The 20776-nt window shown below is 67.2% G+C and carries 22 protein-coding genes; 14 read left to right on the forward strand and 8 right to left on the reverse strand.

Annotation, left to right across the window (positions count from 1 at the left end; all coding sequences use genetic code 11):
* Positions 1 to 166 precede the first annotated feature (166 nt).
* From ACWCPQ_RS06015 to ACWCPQ_RS06035, 5 genes are all read left to right on the forward strand, one after another.
* Positions 167 to 1366, forward strand: coding sequence for a PucR family transcriptional regulator (locus ACWCPQ_RS06015; RefSeq protein WP_449895309.1), 1200 nt, complete (start codon positions 167 to 169; stop codon positions 1364 to 1366).
* A gap of 173 nt (positions 1367 to 1539) precedes the next feature.
* Entirely contained in the window at positions 1540 to 3012 is a 1473-nt protein-coding gene (gene lpdA, locus ACWCPQ_RS06020) for a dihydrolipoyl dehydrogenase (RefSeq protein WP_449895311.1), read from the forward strand.
* Entirely contained in the window at positions 3009 to 4148 is a 1140-nt protein-coding gene (gene pdhA / locus ACWCPQ_RS06025) for a pyruvate dehydrogenase (acetyl-transferring) E1 component subunit alpha (RefSeq protein WP_449895313.1), read from the forward strand. Before lpdA ends, pdhA begins: the two co-directional genes overlap by 4 nt.
* 20 nt (positions 4149 to 4168) lie before the next feature.
* Entirely contained in the window at positions 4169 to 5152 is a 984-nt protein-coding gene (locus ACWCPQ_RS06030; protein WP_449895529.1) for an alpha-ketoacid dehydrogenase subunit beta, read from the forward strand.
* A gap of 15 nt (positions 5153 to 5167) precedes the next feature.
* Positions 5168 to 6439, forward strand: coding sequence for a dihydrolipoamide acetyltransferase family protein (locus tag ACWCPQ_RS06035; RefSeq protein ID WP_449895314.1), 1272 nt, complete (start codon positions 5168 to 5170; stop codon positions 6437 to 6439).
* Positions 6440 to 6559: 120 nt separating this feature from the next.
* On the opposite strand, the gene ACWCPQ_RS06040 is transcribed toward ACWCPQ_RS06035, so the two are convergent.
* Entirely contained in the window at positions 6560 to 7690 is a 1131-nt protein-coding gene (locus ACWCPQ_RS06040) for a serine hydrolase domain-containing protein (protein ID WP_449895316.1), read from the reverse strand.
* A gap of 128 nt (positions 7691 to 7818) precedes the next feature.
* Positions 7819 to 9591, reverse strand: a complete 1773-nt coding sequence (ctaD, locus tag ACWCPQ_RS06045; RefSeq protein ID WP_449895318.1) for an aa3-type cytochrome oxidase subunit I — start codon at positions 9589 to 9591, stop codon at positions 7819 to 7821.
* Between the two features lie 241 nt (positions 9592 to 9832).
* On the opposite strand from ctaD, the gene ACWCPQ_RS06050 reads away from it, so the two are divergent.
* The 3 genes from ACWCPQ_RS06050 to ACWCPQ_RS06060 all read left to right on the forward strand — a co-directional run bounded on the left by ACWCPQ_RS06050 (position 9833) and on the right by ACWCPQ_RS06060 (position 12064).
* Positions 9833 to 10306, forward strand: coding sequence for a YegP family protein (locus ACWCPQ_RS06050; protein ID WP_449895320.1), 474 nt, complete (start codon positions 9833 to 9835; stop codon positions 10304 to 10306).
* A gap of 23 nt (positions 10307 to 10329) precedes the next feature.
* Positions 10330 to 11286 carry a non-homologous end-joining DNA ligase gene (gene ligD / locus ACWCPQ_RS06055; RefSeq protein ID WP_449895322.1) on the forward strand — a complete coding sequence of 319 codons (957 nt, stop codon included), beginning with the start codon at positions 10330 to 10332 and terminating at the stop codon, positions 11284 to 11286.
* 331 nt (positions 11287 to 11617) lie between these two features.
* Positions 11618 to 12064 (forward strand): YybH family protein, encoded by a 447-nt coding sequence (locus tag ACWCPQ_RS06060; RefSeq protein ID WP_449895324.1) that lies wholly within the window; start codon positions 11618 to 11620, stop codon positions 12062 to 12064.
* 388 nt (positions 12065 to 12452) lie between these two features.
* Here the strand turns inward: ACWCPQ_RS06060 and ACWCPQ_RS06065 are convergent, their stop codons facing one another.
* On the reverse strand, positions 12453 to 13043 hold the full coding sequence (locus tag ACWCPQ_RS06065; protein ID WP_449895326.1) for a GNAT family N-acetyltransferase: 591 nt from the start codon (positions 13041 to 13043) through the stop codon (positions 12453 to 12455).
* Positions 13040 to 13648 carry a TetR/AcrR family transcriptional regulator gene (locus tag ACWCPQ_RS06070; RefSeq protein ID WP_449895328.1) on the reverse strand — a complete coding sequence of 203 codons (609 nt, stop codon included), beginning with the start codon at positions 13646 to 13648 and terminating at the stop codon, positions 13040 to 13042. The genes ACWCPQ_RS06065 and ACWCPQ_RS06070 overlap by 4 nt, the downstream gene beginning before the upstream one ends.
* Positions 13649 to 14052: 404 nt before the next feature.
* Here ACWCPQ_RS06070 and ACWCPQ_RS06075 point away from each other — a divergent pair, with 404 nt between their 5' ends.
* From ACWCPQ_RS06075 to ACWCPQ_RS06085, 3 genes are all read left to right on the forward strand, one after another.
* Positions 14053 to 14517 carry a hypothetical protein gene (locus tag ACWCPQ_RS06075; protein ID WP_449895330.1) on the forward strand — a complete coding sequence of 155 codons (465 nt, stop codon included), beginning with the start codon at positions 14053 to 14055 and terminating at the stop codon, positions 14515 to 14517.
* The gene (locus ACWCPQ_RS06080) at positions 14514 to 14831 is read left to right on the forward strand and encodes a winged helix-turn-helix domain-containing protein (RefSeq protein ID WP_449895332.1); all 318 of its coding nucleotides are present in this window, start codon (positions 14514 to 14516) and stop codon (positions 14829 to 14831) included. The genes ACWCPQ_RS06075 and ACWCPQ_RS06080 overlap by 4 nt, the downstream gene beginning before the upstream one ends.
* Before the next feature lie 68 nt (positions 14832 to 14899).
* On the forward strand, positions 14900 to 15064 hold the full coding sequence (locus tag ACWCPQ_RS06085) for a hypothetical protein (RefSeq protein ID WP_449895334.1): 165 nt from the start codon (positions 14900 to 14902) through the stop codon (positions 15062 to 15064).
* 373 nt (positions 15065 to 15437) lie between these two features.
* Here ACWCPQ_RS06085 and ACWCPQ_RS06090 read toward each other — a convergent pair whose 3' ends face one another.
* Both ACWCPQ_RS06090 and ACWCPQ_RS06095 read right to left on the reverse strand, forming a co-directional pair.
* Positions 15438 to 16100 (reverse strand): GAP family protein, encoded by a 663-nt coding sequence (locus ACWCPQ_RS06090; protein ID WP_449895336.1) that lies wholly within the window; start codon positions 16098 to 16100, stop codon positions 15438 to 15440.
* On the reverse strand, positions 16097 to 16372 hold the full coding sequence (locus ACWCPQ_RS06095; protein WP_449895338.1) for a hypothetical protein: 276 nt from the start codon (positions 16370 to 16372) through the stop codon (positions 16097 to 16099). The genes ACWCPQ_RS06090 and ACWCPQ_RS06095 overlap by 4 nt, the downstream gene beginning before the upstream one ends.
* A gap of 342 nt (positions 16373 to 16714) precedes the next feature.
* Between ACWCPQ_RS06095 and ACWCPQ_RS06100 the strand changes: the two genes are divergently transcribed.
* Both ACWCPQ_RS06100 and ACWCPQ_RS06105 read left to right on the forward strand, forming a co-directional pair.
* The gene (locus ACWCPQ_RS06100) at positions 16715 to 17605 is read left to right on the forward strand and encodes an alpha/beta fold hydrolase (RefSeq protein WP_449895340.1); all 891 of its coding nucleotides are present in this window, start codon (positions 16715 to 16717) and stop codon (positions 17603 to 17605) included.
* 5 nt (positions 17606 to 17610) lie between these two features.
* Positions 17611 to 18219, forward strand: a complete 609-nt coding sequence (locus ACWCPQ_RS06105; protein ID WP_449895341.1) for a PadR family transcriptional regulator — start codon at positions 17611 to 17613, stop codon at positions 18217 to 18219.
* 27 nt (positions 18220 to 18246) lie between these two features.
* Here the strand turns inward: ACWCPQ_RS06105 and ACWCPQ_RS06110 are convergent, their stop codons facing one another.
* Entirely contained in the window at positions 18247 to 19218 is a 972-nt protein-coding gene (locus ACWCPQ_RS06110; RefSeq protein ID WP_449895343.1) for an NAD(P)H-dependent flavin oxidoreductase, read from the reverse strand.
* Positions 19219 to 19347: 129 nt separating this feature from the next.
* Positions 19348 to 19884, reverse strand: a complete 537-nt coding sequence (locus tag ACWCPQ_RS06115) for an SRPBCC family protein (protein WP_449895345.1) — start codon at positions 19882 to 19884, stop codon at positions 19348 to 19350.
* A 161-nt stretch (positions 19885 to 20045) separates the two neighbouring features.
* Here ACWCPQ_RS06115 and ACWCPQ_RS06120 point away from each other — a divergent pair, with 161 nt between their 5' ends.
* Positions 20046 to 20684 carry a TetR/AcrR family transcriptional regulator gene (locus ACWCPQ_RS06120; RefSeq protein ID WP_449895347.1) on the forward strand — a complete coding sequence of 213 codons (639 nt, stop codon included), beginning with the start codon at positions 20046 to 20048 and terminating at the stop codon, positions 20682 to 20684.
* Positions 20685 to 20776: the final 92 nt, after the last annotated feature.

Genomic DNA, 20776 nt, shown 5'->3' on the forward strand with positions numbered 1-20776 from the left:
CCGGCCGATGTCATATTCCACGACCGAAGCCACCTGTTCGTGTCCAGGGGGAAACAGACCCACAACCCCACGCTCGCTCACCACACCGTGCTGCAGTTGCCGTGAACATGGGCCGGGCGGCCGGTGGCGTGCGGCGGTGGTGGCCCCTCGACGTACTGTGGCCGACGTGGCCGACTCCGATCATTCCGGGTCCGCGACGAGCTCCGCGGAATTGGTGGCGGCCTGTCGCGGGAACATCCCTGCGCTGACCGAACGGCTCATCGCCGCGATCTTCACCGACAATCCGGAGTGGACCGACTACTCGGCAGTGGCCCGCGCAGACCTGCACGACGGATGCCGGCGGTTCCTGACCCGGGTGCTGGACCTCGTCGGTGAGCTGGGAATCGACGCCGAACACGACGATGTCGCCGCGGCGATCGGCGCACACCGGGCGGTGCAGGGCGTGCCGTTGGAGGCGATGCTGCGAACCTTCCGCCTGGGCGGCCGAATCGTCTGGGAGGCGCTGCTGGACCGGGCAGGCACGATCTCGGCGGCGGACATCCGGGAAATGGGCACGGCGATGTGGGCAGTCATCGACGGGATGTCCTCGGCGCTGGTCACCTCCTACCGCGGCGCGGAGCTCGACAGAGTCCGGCTCGACGAACGCCGCCGCCACGCCTTGATCGAGGACGTGCTCGCCGGACGCGGCCGTGACGCACGGTTCGCCCAGCGCGCGTCGCGGGAATTGAACATTCCGGTCGCCGGCCCTTATCTCGTGGTCGCTGCCCGCGGCGACGCCTACCCGCTCCGGCTGGGCACCGAAACCGCACTGGCAGCCGACGGGTATCGCTCTGTCTGGCACGACCACGGTGATTACACCGTGGGTATCATCGCCCTCGAACATCACTCACCGACGCATCTGGCCACCGTCCTGGAGCCCCTCGTCCGTGGACGCGCCGCGCTCTCGCCCGCGGTCGCCGGTATCGCCGAAGTCGACATCGCCCATACGCTCGCCGCCCTGGCGCTCGACACCGTCGGCGAAGACGCCCGCGGTGTCGTGGTCTCGCTGCACGACCGCTATCCGGAAGCCCTGCTGCTGCGCTCGCCCGACCTGGCGCATTTGCTGGTGAGCCGGCTCCTCGGCCCGATACTCGAACTACCGGCCAGAGAACGCGACCTACTGCTCACGACGTTGCGGGTGTGGCTGGCCCAGGACTGCTCGGCCGCTCATGCGGCACCGCTGCTGCACTGCCACCGCAACACCGTGATCAACCGGCTCCAACGCACCGCGGCACTGATCGGACGACCGCTGGACGGGCAGCGCTTCCACTTGGAGCTTTCCCTGGCTCTCCTCGCACACACGCTCCTCGAGACCATCGCCGACTGAGCGGCCGCGCCGGCCGACGACCGACCTGGATTGGGCTCTGCGCCCAATCAGCGGGCTCGATTTCTGGGCGTGCGGAGAATTGTTCGCCCTCTCCTCACCCAGCAGACTCCGAATCCTGACCCACACCACAAACCGGTAGCCGGGTCACGCATTCAGGACGAGGAGCACCACAAGTGCCACAATTCGATCTCTTGGTCATCGGTGGCGGGCCGGGCGGCTATGTCGCCGCGATCCGCGCGGCGCAGCGCGGTCTACGCGTCGCGCTGGTGGAGAAGGAGCGCCCCGGCGGCGTGTGTCTGAACTGGGGCTGTATCCCCACCAAGGCGATGCTGCGTTCCGCGGAGGTCTTCCGGATCGTCGCCGATGCGGCGGGTTTCGGAATCACCACCGAGGACGTGCAGGTGGACTTCGCCGCGGTACGTGAGCGTAAGAACGGCATCGTCGACGACCTCACCAGCGGTGTGGCCGGCCTGTTGCAGGCCAATGGCGTGACCGTCATCGAAGGCCACGCCCGCTTCACCGGCCCGACCACCGTCGAGGTGTTCCGGGCGGGTCCTTCCCAGGTCTTCGACGGTGGTCCCCGCTACGCCGCCGCGCCGACCGACACCCCGATCCGCACGCTCGACGCCACCGATGTGATCATCGCAACCGGCTCGGTACCGGCGCTGCTCCCGATACCCGGCGCCGACCTACCCGGTGTCATCACCTCCGACGGCGCATTCGGTCTCACCGAGATACCCGAACGACTGGTCGTGATCGGTGGTAGCGCGGTCGGCGCGGAATGGGCCGGCCTCTTCGCCACCTTCGGTACCGCGGTGACAGTCGTCGAAATGCAGGATCGCCTGGTACCGGCCGAGGACGCCGAGATCGGTGCCGCGCTCGGACGGTCCTTCGCCGCTCACGGGATCACCGTCCTGACCGGCTCGACGGTCACCGGAATCGAGCAGTCCGAGGACGGGCTGCGGGTGCACGTCGACGGAACAGACCCGCGGGCACTCGACGCCGATATCGTGCTCGTCGGCGTCGGCCGCCGGCCCAATACCGCCGCACTCGGCCTGGACGCCGCAGGAGTCACCACCGACGCACGCGGGTTCATCCCCGTCGACGACCGGCTGCAGACCGGCGTCGAGCACGTTTTCGCCATCGGCGATGTCACGGGTAGAGCGCTACTGGCCCACGTTGCCTCCCACCAGGGGCTGACGGCGGCCGACGGCATCGCGGGTCACGACGCCCGCATCGACTACACCGCCATCCCTGCCGCGACCTTCACCCATCCGGAGATCGCGAGTGTGGGCCTCACCGAGGACGCCGCCCGCGCCGCAGGTCATGAGGTGGTCGTCGCCAAATTCCCGTTCGCCGCGCTGGGGCGGGCACGCTCGGTCGGCGACACCGAAGGCTTCCTGAAAATCGTGGCCGGCGCCCGGCACCACGAAGTCCTCGGCGTGCACATCATCGGCCCGTCGGCCAGCGATCTGATCACCGAGGGCGCACTCGCGATCACACTCGAGGCGACCCTCGACGAACTCGCCCACACGATCCACGCCCACCCCACCCTCGGCGAGATCGGCATGGAAGCGGCCCTGGCCGGACTCGGCCTACCCGTCCACATCGCACCACCCCGCACCCGTCGAGGAGTCTCCTCATGACCGCCGAAACCACCGCGCGCCGCACGCGCGAGGCAGCCCGAACCAGTGCGAAGAAGCCCGAAACCGCGACCCGGACCCCCGAGAAGCCGATGGGCGCGAACAGTTCGATCGGCTCTCGCATCGACGCAGAGGATCCCGGGACGCTGCGGGAGCTCTACCGCGAGATGCTGTTCGTGCGCCGCTTCGAGGAGCGCACCTCGCAGAGCTACCAGCAGGCCGAGATCGGCGGCTACTGTCACCTCAATCTGGGCGAGGAAGCCACCGTCGTCGGCGTGGGCGCGGCCATGCGACCCACCGACTATCTGTTCACCAACTATCGCGAACACGGCTACGCCCTGGTCAAAGGGATAGAACCCGGCCGCGTCATGGCCGAACTCTACGGCCGCTCCACCGGCACCTCCAAGGGCTGGGGCGGCTCGATGCACCTGTACGACACCGCAACCCGGCTGCTCGGCGGCTACGCCATCGTGGGCGGCCAGATCCCGCTGGCGCTCGGCGCGGCCTTGGCCATCGACTACCGCGGTGACGATGACGTGGTCGTATGCCAGATGGGCGAGGGCACCACCAATATCGGCGCATTCCACGAATCTCTCAATATCGCCGCATTGTGGAATCTGCCGATCGTGTTCCTGATCGTCAACAACCAGACCGGGATGGGCACCACGGTGGAGAAGTCCTCCGCCGAACCCGATCTGTGGAAACGCGCCGACTCCTACCGGATCCGCGGCGAACGTATCGACGGCACCGATGTGCTGGCGGTGCGCGATGCCGCCCGCGAACTCATCGAGATCGCCAGGCGCGACAGCAGGCCGGCGCTACTCGAGGCCGTCAGCTACCGACTCAAGGGCCATTCCGTGGTCGACCCCGCCAGATACCGCAGCAGTGCGGCGGTATCGGAGGCCCGGGAAAACGATCCGGTCGCTCGCTGGCACGCGGCGCTGCGGCAGGCCGGCGTGCTCACCGAGGAATCCGCATCCGCCATCGAGGAATCCGTGGCCGCCGGTGTCCGGGCCGCCGTCGACTTCGCCGTCGCCAGCCCGCATCCCGATCCGTCGAGTTTGTTCGACTACAACTACGCCACCCCGGTACCCGGCGATTCCCGTCGCCTGCCCGCCGACCCCCTGTTCACCCACTGAGGACTGCACCCGTGGCAATCATGACCTACCGCGAAGCACTGCGCGAAACCCTGCGCGAGGAGATGCGGCGCGACGACGACATTCTCCTGCTCGGCGAAGAGATCGGTATCTTCGAGGGCTCTTACAAGATCACCGCCGGACTGCTCGACGAGTTCGGCCCCAAACGAGTACGCGATACCCCTATCGCCGAAGAGGGTTTCGTCGGTGCCGCGATCGGCGCCGCCATGCTCGGATTGCGCCCGATCGTCGAGATCATGACGATCAATTTCTCCCTGCTGGCGCTGGACCAGATCGTCAACCACGCCGCAAAGATCTACGGCATGTTCGGCGGGCAGACCAGCGTGCCGATGGTGATCCGCACCCCCGGCGGCGGCGGACAGCAACTCGGCGCGACCCACTCGCAGAACATCGAGCTCTACTACGCCTTCGTACCCGGCCTCAAAGTTGTTGCGCCCAGCACACCCGCCGATGCCCGCGCGCTGCTCAAAGCCGCTATCGAGGACGACGACCCGGTGCTGTTCCTGGAGAATCTGGCGCTGTACAACACCAGAGGCGAAGTACCGGAATCCGTGCCCCCGGTGGAGATAGGGCGGGCGGCGGTCACCCGCCCCGGGACCGATATCACCCTGATCGGCTACTCCCGCATGGCGACGGTATGCACGGCAGTCGCGGAAAAGCTGGCGGCCGAGGGGATATCGGCCGAAGTCGTCGACCTGCGCAGCCTCCGCCCCCTCGACCGGGACACCCTGATCGCCTCGGTCCGCAAAACCGGCTGTGCCGTGATCGGCGAAGACGACTGGCTCACCTACGGTATCGGCGCGGAACTCGCGGCCTCGATCTCCGATGGCGCCTTCGACTACCTCGACGCTCCGGTCCGACGGGTGGCCATGGCCGAAGTGCCGCTCCCCTACGCCAAACCCCTGGAGACCCTCGCGTTGCCTTCGGTCGACTCCCTCTACACCGCGGCCTCGGAAACCCTTGCCGCTGTCGGCACACGCCGCTGACCCCGGAGAACACACATGCCCGAAATCGTCATGCCCCGACTGTCGGACACCATGGAAGACGGCGTCGTCGCCACCTGGCTCAAACAGGTCGGCGACCCCGTCATCCGCGGTGAGGTCGTCGCCGAAATCGAAACCGACAAAGCACTCATGGAACTGGAAGCCTACGAGGACGGAGTCCTCGAACAGATCCTGGCCGAAGCCGGCACCCGGGTAGCGATCGGCGAGCCGATCGCCTTCGTCGGCGACGGCAGCACGGCCGGTGCACCTACCGGGCAGGAACGGAGCAGAGCCGGCGCCGCCCGAGACAACGACGTGCCCCGCGCGGCACCGGCCCCCGCGCGGCCGGGCCCCGCGCCGACCGCCGACACCGTGCAGTTCACGCCCGCCGACACCGGCGAGCGGCAGAAATCCTCCCCCCTCGCCCGTAAAGTGGCCCGCGAACTCGGCGTGGATCTCGCCGCGGTCGCCGGTACCGGCCCCGGCGGGCGCATCACCCGCCGCGATGTCGAATCAGCGCACCGGACGGCGGCCGCCACCGCAGGGGATACCGCGGTAGCCGAGGCATCAGTGGCCGTGGCGGCCGAGGCGGAGTCCGGCGACTACGACGAGATCCCGCTGACCGGTATTCAGCGGGTGTCCGCCGCGCGGCTGACCGAAAGCACACAGCAGGCGCCGCATATCTATCTCACCAGCGCCATCGATGTCACCGACCTGTTCGCCTTCCGCGCTCAGATCAACGACACCCTCGCCGCCGCGGGGACCGGGAAGGTCAGCGTCAACGACCTGCTGGTCAAAGCGGTCGCGCTGACACTGCGCGCGAACCCGGGCATCAATGTCTCCTTCGCCGGGACCGCGCTGCGACAGCATCGCGGCATCCACCTGGGTATCGCGGTCACCACTCCCGCCGGACTGCTGGTCCCGGTCGTGCACGACGCCGACCGCAAATCGATCTCCGCCATCGCGGCCGAGACCCGAGACAAGGCCGAACGTGCGCGTGAGCGCAGACTGCGTGCCGACGAGATGACCGGCGGCACCTTCACCATCTCCAACCTCGGCATGTACGGCATCGAACAGTTCACCGCCGTCATCAACCCCCCGGAGTCCGCGATTCTCGCCGTCGGCGCCGCCACCGACGAACTGCGGATGGTGGACGGACAGGTGGTGAGCCGGAAGGTACTGCGGGTCACGATGTCCGCCGACCACCGAGCCATCGACGGCTCCGGCGCCGCACAGTTCCTCGCCCAGCTCGCGGATCTGGTCGAACATCCATTGCGGATCGTGACCTGACTCCACGACCCGGAACTCCCTTCCGACCTGCAGACCGCTGGTATCGGGTAGTCGTTCGGCGGGCACGGCACGCATCGTGCTGCCGCCCGCCGAGACGGGCGGACAGGCAGGCCGGTTTGCTCACCCACACAGTCCGTGAGTGAGCAAGGTGCGGATGTCGGCTGTGGAGGGTGTTCCGGTATTGGAGAAGGTGACCGCGAGCCCGGACGCGGTGGCGCCGGAGATGGCGGAAAAGCCGTAGATGTCACCGACGTGGCCGATATATTCCAGGCCGCACGGTAGTCGGGTGAACGCAATGCCGAGCCCGTAGGACATGCCGTCGCCGCGGCCCATGTCGACCCCGTCGAGCATCTGCTGCAGTTGAGCCTGCGGTACCACTTCACCGGCCGACAGCGCGAGGAAGAACCGGTTCAGGTCGGCGCCGGTGCCGACCAGCGCGCCGGCCGCCCACGGCAGCGACGGCTCCAGCCGCGTCTCGTCGGTCACGGTGCCGTCGACGGTGGCATAGCCGGTCGGATGCGGGTCACGCAGACCGGTTTCTCCGGTGGCCGGTAGATAGGTGTGCCGCAGGGCCAGCGGAGTGAGAATGCGATCGCGTAGCTCGTCGGCATACCGGTGTCCGGTCACCGCCTCGATCAGCATGCCGGCGACGATATAGTTCGTGTTGGTGTACTCGAATCGGGTGCCGGGGGCGAACTGCCCGGGATACCGCAACGCGGCTGCGATCACCTGTTCCGGAGTGTAGGTGCGGCCGTCCTGTGCCGCCTCGTACTCGTTCATGTCCGGGGATCGGGTCAGTTCGGGCAGTCCGCTTCGATGGCCCAGGATCTGGCGGACGGTGACAGCGCGCCCGTCCACCCCGACACCGGTCAGCAGACCGGGCAGATACGTGTCGATCGACTGATCGAGCTCGATCCTGCGCTCGGCGACCAACTGCAGCACAATCGCGGCGGTGAACGCCTTGGTGATGCTACCGACCCGGACATACTGGGGAGGATCGGTAGGGATCGGGGTCCCTACGGCGATATCGGCGAGGCCGGAAGTGACGACAGTGGTCGCGCCGTTCTCGGTGAGCGTGGCAATGGCCCCGACAGCACCCGAGCCGACCATCGCGTCGAGATCGCCTTGCACTTTGTCCACGCGGGCGGCGGCAACCACAGGTACCGGGGTGGGCTCGACCGAACTCGTCGTACAGGCAGCCAGGAGCACCGCCGCTACGCAGACCGAGAGAACAGCACGGTGCAAACCCATGATCCGACAGTAGGACCATCGGGTCCACGAAAACATGGGACTGCAGTATCGCGGCACATCGGACCCGAGTACCGCGTCGGATCGAGCTACGGGTCATCGACGCCCACAGCGGCAGACGCTCCGGTCGATCAGTCCTTCGGTCGATCCGGGCCGGAGCCGGTGTCGGCGGCGGAACCGGGCAGCGGGGCGAGTTCGGCTCTCGAACCGGATGAGGGCCGACCGGCGTGTAGTTCGGTACGCAGGCGCTCGACCATATGTGGGTAGTGCAACTCGAACGCGGGTCGTTCGGAGCGGATACGTGGTAGCTCGTAGAAGTTGTGCCGCGGCGGCGGACAGGTGGTGGCCCACTCCAGCGAATTGCCGTACCCCCACGGGTCGTCGACGGTGACGACTTCCCCGTACCGGTAGCTCCGGAAAGCATTCCAGACAAAGGTGATCATCGAAAAGCCGAGGACGAACGAGCCGATGGTGGAGAAGGTGTTCAGGCCGGTGAATCCGTCTTCGGCCTGGTAGTCGGCGTAGCGGCGCGGCATACCCTCGTCACCGAGCCAGTGCTGGACCAGGAATGTGGCGTGGAAGCCGAGGAAAGTCGTCCAGAAATGCAGGCGGCCGAGTCGTTCGTCCATGAGGCGGCCGGTGAGTTTGGGGAACCAGAAGTAGATACCGGCGAAGGTCGCGAAAACGATGGTGCCGAACAGGACGTAGTGGAAATGCGCGACAACGAAGTAGCTGTCGTGGACCTGCCAGTTCAACGGCGGGCTGGCGAGGATGACACCGGACAATCCGCCCAGCAGAAAGGTCACGATGAACCCGATGGCGAACAGCATCGGTGTTTCGAAGGTCAGCTGTCCGCGCCACATGGTGCCGATCCAGTTGAAGAATTTCACTCCGGTGGGCACCGCGATCAAGAAGGTCATGGCGGAGAAGAACGGCAGTAATACCGCGCCGGTGGCGAACATGTGATGGGCCCACACCGCCATCGATAATCCGGCAATGGCGATGGTGGCGAAAACCAGTGTGTTGTAGCCGAATATGGGTTTGCGGCTGAAAACCGGAATGACCTCGGTGATGATTCCGAAGAACGGTAGCGCGACGATATAGACCTCGGGGTGCCCGAAGAACCAGAACAGATGCTGCCACAGAACAGTGCCCCCGGTGGCGGGGTCGTAGATATGACCGCCGAGATGCCGGTCGACGGCCAGACCCATCAGCGCGGCGGTCAGGATCGGAAACGCCAGCAGCACCAGAATGCTGGTGATCATGATGTTCCAGGTGAAGATCGGCATCCGGAACATCGTCATCCCCGGGGCGCGCAGGCAGATCACTGTGGTGATCATGTTGACGGCCCCCAGAATCGTACCCAGACCGGATACCGCCAGCCCCATGATCCACAAGTCCGCGCCGGCCCCCGGTGAATGTAAAGCGCTGGTCAGCGGCGAATACGCGGTCCAGCCGAAGTCGGCGGCTCCGCCCGGGGTCACGAACCCCGCGGTGGCCATGGTGGCGCCGAACAGGTACAGCCAGTAGCTCAGGGCATTGAGCCGGGGGAACGCGACATCCGGTGCGCCGATCTGCAACGGCAGGATGGCATTGGCGAACCCGAAGACCACCGGCGTGGCATAGAACAGCAGCATGATCGTGCCGTGCATGGTGAACAGCTGGTTGTACTGCTCGGGCGACAAGAACTGCAGTCCCGGGCGCGCCAGCTCCCCGCGGATCAGCAATGCCAGCAAACCACCGATCAGGAAAAATGCTGTCGCCGACACCAGATACAACACGCCCAGCACCTTGGGGTCCGTAGTGGTGACCATCTTCCACAGGAAGGAACCCTTCGGGCCCGTTCGCGCCGGGAACGGGCGCCCAGCGATAAGCCCCGCCCGAGCCGACGGTCTCAGTGTCATGAGCGCTCCTCCAGCCGAATCCGATTTCGCCGTGCAGCCCTCTCCCCTACTGAACCTTGCCCCCTCACCGGAAAATACCTGGTGAGCGACACCCCTGAACCAGGAAAACACCGGCGGCCCGCCGGATAACGGCATTCGTTCCGCGCCCCGGACTCGATAACCGGCGGCCCTCGGATACGCGCCCCGACGTCCATGCAAGCATGTGCCGGAGCGAGGAAACCGGTGACAGAGGGTTCGGCCCATGGAACAGTCCACCGTGTACGGCTGGAACATCCGCAACGGCACGGGGGTGTCGACCCGCGCCGACGGCTCACTGGCGTGGTTTCACATGTCCAACGCGGCTCCGCAACGACGCGCCGGTCCCGCAGGCGCGCGACAGGTCGACACCGAGGCTGTTGCGGGCCGGTTCGGTGCCGCGGGCGACCCGACTGCGGATCTGTGCGTGTCCGGCCCGACCGAGGGCTCGGTAGCTCGTATTCTGCGGGTGACCAGGCTTTATCCAGCTTCATTCGAGCGGGAGGTAGGAATGGCGGGCAAGTTCGTGCTGTTCACCGATTCGGCCGGGAAGTTCCGGTGGCGGCTCAAGGCCGGCACCGGCGAGATCATCGCTGCGAGCCAGGCCTATGAGAGCAAGGATGCGGCGGAGAAGGGCATCGCCTCGGTCCGATCCCAGGCACCGAGTGCTGAGGTCATCGACGACTCCATGAAAGTCTGATCGCGGTTCGGGTTCCACCGCCGATGCTGGCCGTCTCGGGCCGGCCGCCGGACAACCCGGGGTGGGCGGTGGAAATGAAATGGGACGGCGTGCGCGCGATCGCGGTCTGCTCCGGCGGGGAATGCCGGTTGTTCAGCCGCAACCGCCGCGACATCACCACCTCCTACCCCGACCTGGTCACCGCGCTGGCCGAGCTCTCCGGCAATCAGGAGCTGACGATCGATGGGGAGATCATCGCGCAGAACCTGGCCGGGGTGCCCTCGTTCGGGCTGCTGCAGCGCCGCATGCATGTGGTCCGGCCGGCGCGGGCGTTGGTGGCCGCGGTGCCGGTGCAGCTGTTCTGCTTCGACGTCCTCGTTGTCGACGGTGCGGACGTGACCGGTCTCCCCTATCCGGATCGCCGGGACCGGTTGCAGGAGTTGGACTTCGATACCGCACCGGTGCAGACACCACCGTACTGGGTGGGAGTCGGCGCCGATCGGCTGCTGGCCGCGGCGGTCGAGAACGGGTTGGAAGGCATCATCTCCAAACGCCTCGATTCGGTATATCAGCCCGGTCGCCGGTCCCGGGCGTGGGTGAAAACCCCGATCCGCAAGACCACCGAGGCGATCGTGGCCGGATGGACAGCCGGGACCGGGGCGGCGTCCACCTCGTTCGGATCACTGATCCTGGCCGCCCACGACCCAGCGGGGCTGCTGGTGCATATCGGCAACGTCGGCACCGGATTCACTCGGGCCGGGCGGCGGGCGCTACGGGCTCGGCTCGACGAGATCGCACGCGGTGATCCGTTGTTCGCGTTGACCCCGAGCCGTTTCGGGCAGGTCGGCGTGCCGCGGTGGGTGGATCCGGTGCTCGTCGGCGATATCGAATACCGTGAGTACACCGGTGAAGGGCTGCGGCATCCGAGCTGGCGGGGCCTACGTACCGACAAAGCTCCGGAGGAGGTCCGGATACCGGACGAAATCGGACCCACGACCTGACCCGTTCCCCTCCCCTCGGTGCCCGAGGGCGCGAGGAGTAGGAGGGCTTTCCGTTCGTCCGCCGCAGTGGGTGAACCGGACGGCCACAATATTTGTCGACCACTGCCGGAAACGCAACCAGCAACGCCGGATGCCGGACCGATCCGGCGAACCCCGGCTCCGACGATGTTCGCGTCGCGACCCTGCCCGGGAGCACCCGTTGCCCGACGCGCCGGGGACTGGGCTTCGTCGGTGGTGGGGACACACTTCCGGCCGCCGATCACGGCCCGAACGATTGATCGGATAAGTGGCCCGAACACTGGAAGCGGGAACGCGGCGTAGCCTGCGGGGAGTGAGTACTCGCGAACACGCCCAGCCCACCTTCCGCCCCACGGCGGGAATCTCCGACGCCGACTCGGTCACGACTGCCCGGATCGAAGCACTGTTTCGGACACTGGAATCCGCGTTGGAGGCCAAAGACGCAGCAGCCTTCGACCAGCCGTTCACCGAAGACGTCGTCTTCATCACGCCGGCGGGGGCGATCTTCCGGGGCTGGGACGAACTGCACGGCTACCATCGCAAACGCCTCGGCGACAGCCCGGACGCGCAAGCCCACTTCGAGATACTCGCCCTACGACTCCTCACGCCCGAACACGCAGTCGTCACTGTCGAGCAAACACTGCGCACCCCAGAGTTCTGCGTCACCAACCGGGGCACCTGGGTCCTGCTCGAACGCCGCGAATCATGGTGGGTCTGTTCGGTGCACAACACCAACATTGCCGGATCGACCAAAGTCTGAGCCGCTGGCCGACGCTCGCCGTCAGGTCGACCTCTCGACTGTTCCCGGGTCCGAGCCTCGCTCGGTTTCTGGATGATTCTCCCGAGTGACCCGGCGTTGTTCAGGAATTGGATCTTTTGGGCGATATCGGACATGAACCGCCGCTGACCTGCGATGAATCTCCCTCCGCAAACAATGCATCGGTTGATGAACATCCACGATGGACCATCGGCCGGTCCAGAAATATCGGTAATGCGACTGCGCCCTGGAACCTTCCGGCCCGCTGCTGCTGGTAGCGACTACAGCGCCGCGCGACCGGACGAACTGTGCCCGCCTCGCCGCAGCGCGGTGCCGCCCCCCCCTGGTTGCGGGCTCGCCGTCAGCCAGTCCTTCCGGCGCGTGTGCCGGTTCAGGCCTTCTTCAGATGGAGCGAGAGGTAGTGGCCGAAGCCGGCACGGCGCGCGAAGCGGACGGGTCGCCGTTCGTATTCGGTGAAGCCCAACTTGCGGTAGAGACCGAGTGCGGGCGCGTTCGTGTCCTTGATCTCGCGCAGGACGAACTCGTCGTAACCGGGAACAGCGACGATGTGCCGCATCAGCGCAGTACCCACCCCACGCCCTTGGTGGGCAGGGACGGTAGCGACGAAGGCGATCTCGGCCAGCCCGTCTCGCGCCCCGTCGGGAGCGCCGAGAAACTGCGAGCGCACGATCAGATAGCTGATGGTGCCGTGAAGGAGCCCGAGGTGGCGGCGGAACTCCGGCAGTCGAGGTGCGAAGCACTCCTGATCGCCCGTGGTAACCGATGCGATGGCCGCAGGTTCGCCGTCGGCCAGGGCCACGACGAAACGCTCCAGCAGGAGCATGTGCTCGAACGCTGCGGTTGATTTCTCCGGGTCGGAAGAGAAGAAGGCGAAGTCCTCAGCGAAGCCCCGCACCAGCACCTCGGTGATCCGCCGCCGGTAACTTTCGCCCAGCTTGTCACCGTGTTCGATCTCGATCATCCAGTTCGTCCTTCTGTCAGCAGTTTGAGTACGACGTCGGCGTCGGGGGCGGTGAACTCGGCGCCGAGAGCGACCCGGATCGAGGTGAGCCCGGCGAGCATCGCGAAGTAGCAGGTCGTGAGTTGAGCCGGATCGCCGTGACCGAACGCACCGGACGCCCGGCCTCGACGGATCAGGTCTTCGAAGGCGCGCCACATCGAGCGGTGGGCGTCGAGGAGTCGAGCGATAGATGCGCCCGGGGTACCGGCGGTGACGCCCTGGTTGATGACGATCATGAACTCCGCGGCGCCGTCATCAGCTGTGAGATCCGACAGGTATCGGACGGTGAATTCCCGGATCGTCTCGACCGGACACCCTGGGCCGGACAGTTTCTCGGTCAACGCGACGAGGCCGGTCAGCGCCTGGTCGAGCAGGTCGGCATACAGCGCGTCTTTGGTCGGATAGTGACGGTAGATCGTGCCGATAGCGACGCCGGCTTCGGTCGCGATATCGCGGATGGCCGATGCGGCGTACCCGTGCCGGGCGAAAACGCGCACAGCCGCGGTCTGAACGGCGCTCCGTGTCGCCGCAGTCAGTGCCGCGCTCTGCTCAGCGGTGCGTGCCACGCTTCCCCTTGTCTATGTAATGAACAAATGTTCATTACATAGTAGAGCATCCGCGTGGCCCTACCGGCTTCTGCGCGCACCGCCCTCCACCCCTACCCCAGCAGGCTCGACCCGCATCGGATGGTTCGTATCGTGGGCACCTCGATCTGCGCCCACCAGCTGTTCGTTTCTCTGTCGTAGTGCGCGTAGAGCCCGAGATCATCGTTCCCGACGTCGACCGCACCTGTGGTCGCGAGCAGCTACACCGGCCGCGTCCGGACCGGGCGCGGATTCGCCCCGCGGTCATCCGGACGATCGCCGCGGCGGCCGACGCCGTCCGGAAGCGGGTGTGGATTCACGCCGGCCTATTGACTTTCCCAGTAGGAAAGTGGAGTCTTACTTTCCAAGCAGGAAAGTAGGCATCCATGGAGAACGTCGCTGCGGACCAAGCACGCGCCGCACTGGAAACGGTCGAGCGAGCGCGTCGCCGAGTAGCCCAGGAGGTGGGACTCCCACGCGGATACTGGTGGGCGATGGCCGGCGGCTGGATCGCGCTCGGCCTGATCGGGGACCTCGGTCCACCGTGGCTGATCATCGCCGCGACGCTGTTCTTCGGCGTCGGGCACTCGGTCGTCGCCTCGCGGCTGCTCGACGGGCGGCGCCGCACCGGCCGGATGCAGGTCAGCGCGGCCGTGGCCGGCCGCCGCACCCCGATCGTGGTTGTGGGCATGCTGATCGCGCTGGTCGCGCTCACCGTCGGTGTGGCGATAGCCTTGGACGCCGACGGCGACCGCAACCCCGGCATCTGGGCGGGGTTGCTGGTGGCGGCGATCATCGGCTTCGGCGGCCCGGAAATCTTACGCGTCCTGCGGCATTGGTTCCGCGCGTGACGGAGGGCCGCTTCGACGAACTCATCCACCCCAGCACCCGCCTCTCGCTGGTCGCGACGCTCGCGGCCGCCGACTGGGCGGAATTCGCCTTCCTCAAAGATCAGCTCGGGCTGTCGGACTCGGCCCTGTCCAAACAGCTCGCGACCCTCGAGAACGCCGGCTATGTCACCACCGACCGCCGACTGGACGGCGGCCGCCGCAAGGTCCGCGCCCAGCTGACCGAGCGCGGACGCGACGCCCTAACCGGCCATATCGCCGCCCTGCAGGAAATCGTCGCCGCCGCGACACCGATCGATCCGGCCACATCGCCCTGATCCGGACCCGCGGCACCGGCCGGGATCCACCACCGGTCGCGTCGCCCCCCTACCGAAAGGATCCCGATATGGGAATCTTCCGCAAGACCGAGCGTGAACCCGAACAACAGCCCGCGGCCGAGCCGCAGCAGCCCGCGGCCGAGCCGCAGCGAGCCGACCGCGAAGTCGAGCGCCGCCGCCGGCGACGTCGTCTGCTGGGCGGCGCGTATACCGGTGGTGGCAGCGGAAGCTGACGACGCCGGGCTCCGGTCCTCACGGGTGGCGGTGGGCGACCCCCGCGGAGTCGAGATGATCTACGACAATCGGCTCACGCCGACCGCGAAAGCGCCGAGCACCAGCGGCTTGCGGCAGGGCGATCGGTTACACCCTACGCCGTGCCGGTCGCGCGGATCGGCCGACCGACCCTGTCGCACTCCCGACCTCAGCGGTGCACAGCCGGCGGATACCGCCTCCTCGGCCGATGTTTCCACCGCGCACCAGCGCGTGCCGCACCCCTGCCGGGTGCGGACCGGCAGGAGGGTCTCGAATCCGTCCGCTCCTACCTCGCGTTGCCCGGGGGCCGGTGAGTTCGGTGCGGCGGTGACCGGCCGGAACAATCGCTGTGGGTCAGAGCAGGGCCAGCGCGCCGCGGACGGTGAACAGCGCTCCGAACGCGAACAGCACGGTCAACGAGAGGACGCGGGCGTGCGCGAGCATCCATACCTCGGCCCGGTCCAGCCCGTCGCGGGCCCGCTGCCCCAGCACAACGAACACAGTGATCGGAACCGCGAAATCCAGAGCCGCCGCGATCAGCAGCGCGATAGTCGCTGCTACTGCGGCGGCGGTGCCGACATGCGAGCTGGAGATCGCGGTCATCCCGGAGATCATCAGGAACAGGTTGGGATTGAGTACGGCCAGCGTGATTCCGATGACGAATGCCTTGGCCGGGGTGGCGGCGGCCAATTCTTGCAGCAGTTTCGGCCGGTCCGGTCGGGCGGTTTTCACCGGTCGCCGCAACCACACCCAGACACCGCATACCAGGAACAGCACACCGACGCACAGTCCGACCCAGTGCGCTGCCGCCGGCGGTGTCGACCCGGGATCGGAGGCCCCACCCAGCAGCGCGGTCACCGCGATCAGCGTATAGAGGGCTACGAACGCGGCCCCGAACATGGCCGCATCGACGACCGGACGGGGCGAACGCAACAACAGGATGGTGCCGACGATGGCGCCTGGAGTGATGACCAGCCCGGCCATCTCGGGCACCAGCACCACCAGAAGGTCGCTCATGACTTCTCCTCGTCGTGGTACTCGCGGACCCGGATGCGGGCCTGGGCGTATGCGGCCGGCGTGGATTCGCCGACGGTTGCGGTGGCCGGGAAGAACTCGATCCTCAGCCCCTGCCGATCCAGCAGTTCATCGGTCCACGAGGCGCGTACTCGCGGGTCGACCCCGCCGAGATACAGCCGCCCACCCACCGCATCCAGGCGGCGTACGTAATCGTCGACGACCGCCGGCAGCGGCGCGCTGACCGTGGTGCGACCTCGCAACCGCCAACGCACCCGCGGCCATACCGTCCGGGACGCCGGCCCCCGCCCCGGGCAGGCTGGCCAGCACATCCGAACGGCGTACCTGCTCCCGCGGAAGCATCACCATCCGCCACCGGCGCTTCATCGCCCGCGAACACCGCCTCACTACCTTCGGCCACTCCGGCATCCACCTGCAACGACGCTTGCTCCCAGCAAAGAACCCGGACATACCGCCGCACATCACCCGGTCCGGATGAATCCCTCCGAAACTCGAGGAGCGGCCTACCGGAGATGTTCCGCCGTCACGTCGGCGGCGGCTCGCAGCCCGTCGGTGGATATGGTCCATGGCGTGGGTCTGTGGCAAAGGAGTCGACAGTGACGGTGACCGTGACATCTGCTACCGGGGTACCGCAATGGTTCGCGGGGGCCATCGCGCAGGTGCCCGAACATCGCGAGGTCGAGGTCGACGGGGGCCCGGTTCATCTGCGCTGCTGGGGCCGGCCCGGCGCGCCCGGGGTGGTCCTGGTGCACGGCGGATCGGCGCATTCCGGCTGGTGGGACCATATCGCCCCGTTGCTCGCGGCGACCTATCGGGTGGTGGCGCTCGACCTTTCCGGACACGGGGACAGCGTGGTACGCGACCGGTATCCGCTCGACGGCTGGGCGGACGAGGTGATGGCGGCGGCCGGGGCCGGAGAGATCGCGGGCCGACCGTACATCGTCGGGCACAGTATGGGTGGCGGGGTGGCGGCCGCGGTAGGTGCCCGGCATCGGGATTCCGTCGCGGGCCTGGTGATCATCGACTCGCCGATGTTTCGTGAACCGCCCGAGGAGACCATCATCCGGCAGCTCGAACGGAAGCCGAAAGCCTATCGGACCCGGGACGAGATCTGCGGCCGATTTCGTACCGAGCCCGCCCAGGCCACGGTGTTGCCCTACGTGGCCAGGCATGTGGCGGAGGAATCGGTGCGCCACACGGTCGACGGCTGGGTGTGGAAGTTCGACCCCCAGATGTTCCGGAAGCGGTACGAACAGGAGCGGATCGATCTGCCCGGCCTGCTCCGGACAGTGGATACTCGCGCTCTGTACATCCGGTGTGAGCTCGGGTTGGTCGAGCGGGCGAAGGCATCGGAGATCGCGGGGTTGTTCAGGCGCCGGGCGACAGTTGTCGACCTGGCCGACGCGGGCCATCATCCGATGATGGATCAGCCGCTCGCGCTCGTCGCGACCGTCCGCACGGCTCTCGCCCAATGGGATTCGAGGTAGAGCTCATGTCACTCCAGTTCGCGATTCTGACGGCTCTGATGGAGCGGGAGTCGACCGGTATCGAACTCGCCCGCCGGTTCGACCGGTCGTTCGGTTATTTCTGGGAGGCGACGCACCAGCAGATCTATCGCGAGCTGGAGCGATTACAGGCTCGGCACCTGGTCGCCGATGTCGAGATGCCGGGGCCCGCTCGGCGTGGGCAACCGAAAAGATTCGCGGCAACGGCGGCCGGGATCGACACTCTGCGCGAGTGGTTGGGCGAGATCGATGAGCCGGCACCGACCCGGATGGCGATCATGGTCCGGCTGCGGGCGGCGGCCGCCGTCGGAGACCACCGGGCGGTGCGCGCTTCGATCGAACACCATCTCGAGCTCCACCGGGCCACGCTGGCCGAGTACGAACAGATCGAGAGACGGGACTTCGCCACGGCGGATGACCCGGCGGACGCGTTACGTCATTCGGTCCTGAAGGCCGGTCTCCACCTCGAGTCCGCCTGGGTGCAGTGGTGCCTGGATGTCCTGAGCACACTCGACGGGATCGAGCACCGCACCGCGGCGAAGCAGCAGCCGGCGTCCGCCGGACCGGCGGGCGTGGTGGACCGGGCCGGTCCGTGAGCCGGCCGGCTCTCTCCCGGGACGCAGTCAGACGCCGAGGACGCGTGCGATATCCAGGCGCGCTTCGTCGTATTGAGCGCGCATCGTGGCCACCAGATCGGCGACGCTACCGGCGCTCTTGATCACACCGATGCCTTGTCCGGCACCCCAGATATCCTTCCACGCCTTCGCCGACACCTCTTCGGAACCGAAGTTCATGGCCGAGGGGTCCGATACCGGAAGGCTGTCGGGGTCGAGGCCGGCCGCGAGGATACTGCCGCGGAGATAGTTGCCGTGTACGCCGGTGAACAGATTGCTGTAGACGATATCGGCGGCCGCGGAGTCGACGACCATCTGTTTGTAACCGGCCACGGCGTTGGCTTCGTCGGTGGACAGGAACGCCGATCCGATATAGGCGAAATCGGCCCCGGCGGCGAGCGCGGCCAGGATGGAGCGGCCGTGCGCGATCGCGCCCGAGAGTGCCAGCGGCCCGTCGAACCATTCGCGGATCTCACGGATCAGCGCGAACGGGGACTGCGTACCGGCGTGCCCACCGGCTCCCGCGGCCACCGCGATGAGACCGTCGGCGCCCTTCTCGATCGCTTTGCGCGCGAACCGGTCGTCGATCACATCGTGGAGCACGATGCCGCCGTAGGAGTGCACGGCGTCGTTGATCTCGGACCGGGCACCCAGAGAGGTGATCACGATCGGTACCCGGTGCTCGACGATCACCGCCATATCGTGCTCGAGCCGATCGTTGGAGCGGTGCACGATCTGGTTCACCGCGAACGGGGCGACCACGGCATCGGGGTGCAGCCGGGCGTATGCCTGGTTACGCTCTGCGATCTCGGTCAACCAGTCGTCGAGTACGGCAGCCGGACGGGCGTTCAGTGCCGGGAACGATCCGATGATGCCCGCTCGGCACTGCGCGGTGACGAGATCGACTCCCGACGCGATGAACATGGGCGATGCGATAACCGGCAGGGTGAGTGCGGTCGTCAGAACCGGGGGTAGCGCCATGAGAGCTCCTTGCGCGAGTGGGCATCCGCTCCGGGCAGGCTATGTCGGCGAAGCGTATTTGTGCAACTATTTGCATTAGCTACAGCGCATGAATGCGTCTCGCTTCGACCGACCCGTGCCGCACCAGCATCAATCCGACGTGACGAATACGGCGGCGGCCGGGTCGCGCCGCGTGACCGGACTCCGGGTTCCGGCGAGTCGGCGCAGCAGGCGCACCCTACGACTCCACCGGGCGGGGCGGGAAACGGATCCGGTGAGGGCGTGTTCTGCACGGTCCAGGCAATCTTCCAGGAGGGCATCGTGCATCCACCGGTAGGCCAGCGGCCAGGTCAGTCGTGCCCGACCTCGAACGTTCATGGCGAGCAGGTGGATCAGATCGGCGCCGGCCGGAGTGGGCGCAACGGTGAACTCGTGGAAGCCGTCGAAGCCGCGGGGCCCAGTGAAGCGGAAGCGCACCCAGCGACCGGGTACGTAGTGCTCCACCGTGTAGCGGACAGGGCCGTGCCCACCGACCGCGCCCGCGTCGAGCGGACGGTCGAAGCGCATCGCCGGCCAGCAGTGCACCGGCCAGAGCGCGTCATCCGCGGCGGCGAGGCTGTCCATCAGCGCGCTGACCGCGCCCACAGGAACAGGCAGGTGACGTCGGTGAATGTCGACAACGGCCATGTTCGGCTCCTGGTTCGGGTCGGCAGGGCGTAGCAGCCCGCCGACGCACGGCGCTGGTCGCGGGGGTCGGCCGGCGGAGTCCAGTCCGTGACAGCCGGCTTCTGACCGCCCATATTTTAGAGAGTTAACTCTAAAAAGAATTAGAGCATATCCTCTACTACATGGGAAGGGCCCCGAAACACAATGCCGATCGGCTCCTGGATGCCGCGGCGGAACTCCTGGCCGGAGGCGGGCCGACCGCTGTCACCATGTCCGGAGTGGCCAAAGCCGCCGGCGCACCGAGCGGGTCGGTGTATCACCGCTTCCCGGATCGCCCTGCGCTATTGGCCGCACTGTGGTCACGCGCGCTACGGGGATTCCACGACGAGCTGTTCGCCGCGCTGAGTCTCGGAGAACCGCACGAGGCGATCCGCCGCGGCGCCCGTGCGACCCTCGAGTGGGCGCGGCGCAATCCGCGCGAAGCGCACGTACTGCTCGCCGGCGCACAAGAGCTCGATGAGCAGAACTGGAGCGAACAGGCGCGCAGGGATACCGCGCGGGACAACACCGCGCTACACGACGCCCTGAGTGCCCTGATCGAGAAGAGCGACGACAGCGCTCCCGACGCAGCCGACCGCGTACTCCTCGCGGTGGTCGACCTGCCCTACGCCATGATCAAGCGATATCTGAGTGTCGGCCGGCAGATTCCCGAGTACGCACCCGAGCTCGCCGAACGGGCCGCGGCCACACTGTTCGCCATGCGGCCGAGCGGGAAAACCGGCACCCGCTCGGTATCCGACGGCCACGAAAGCGCGCGATAGGGCGCTCGCCTCCCCGGCCGCGGCGTGACCGGCACAAGAACCCGCCGCGCACTGTTCGCAGGTCTCCCCCGCTCACCGCATTCCGGCAGGAC

It is taken from the genome of Nocardia sp. NPDC001965 (assembly GCF_053594175.1).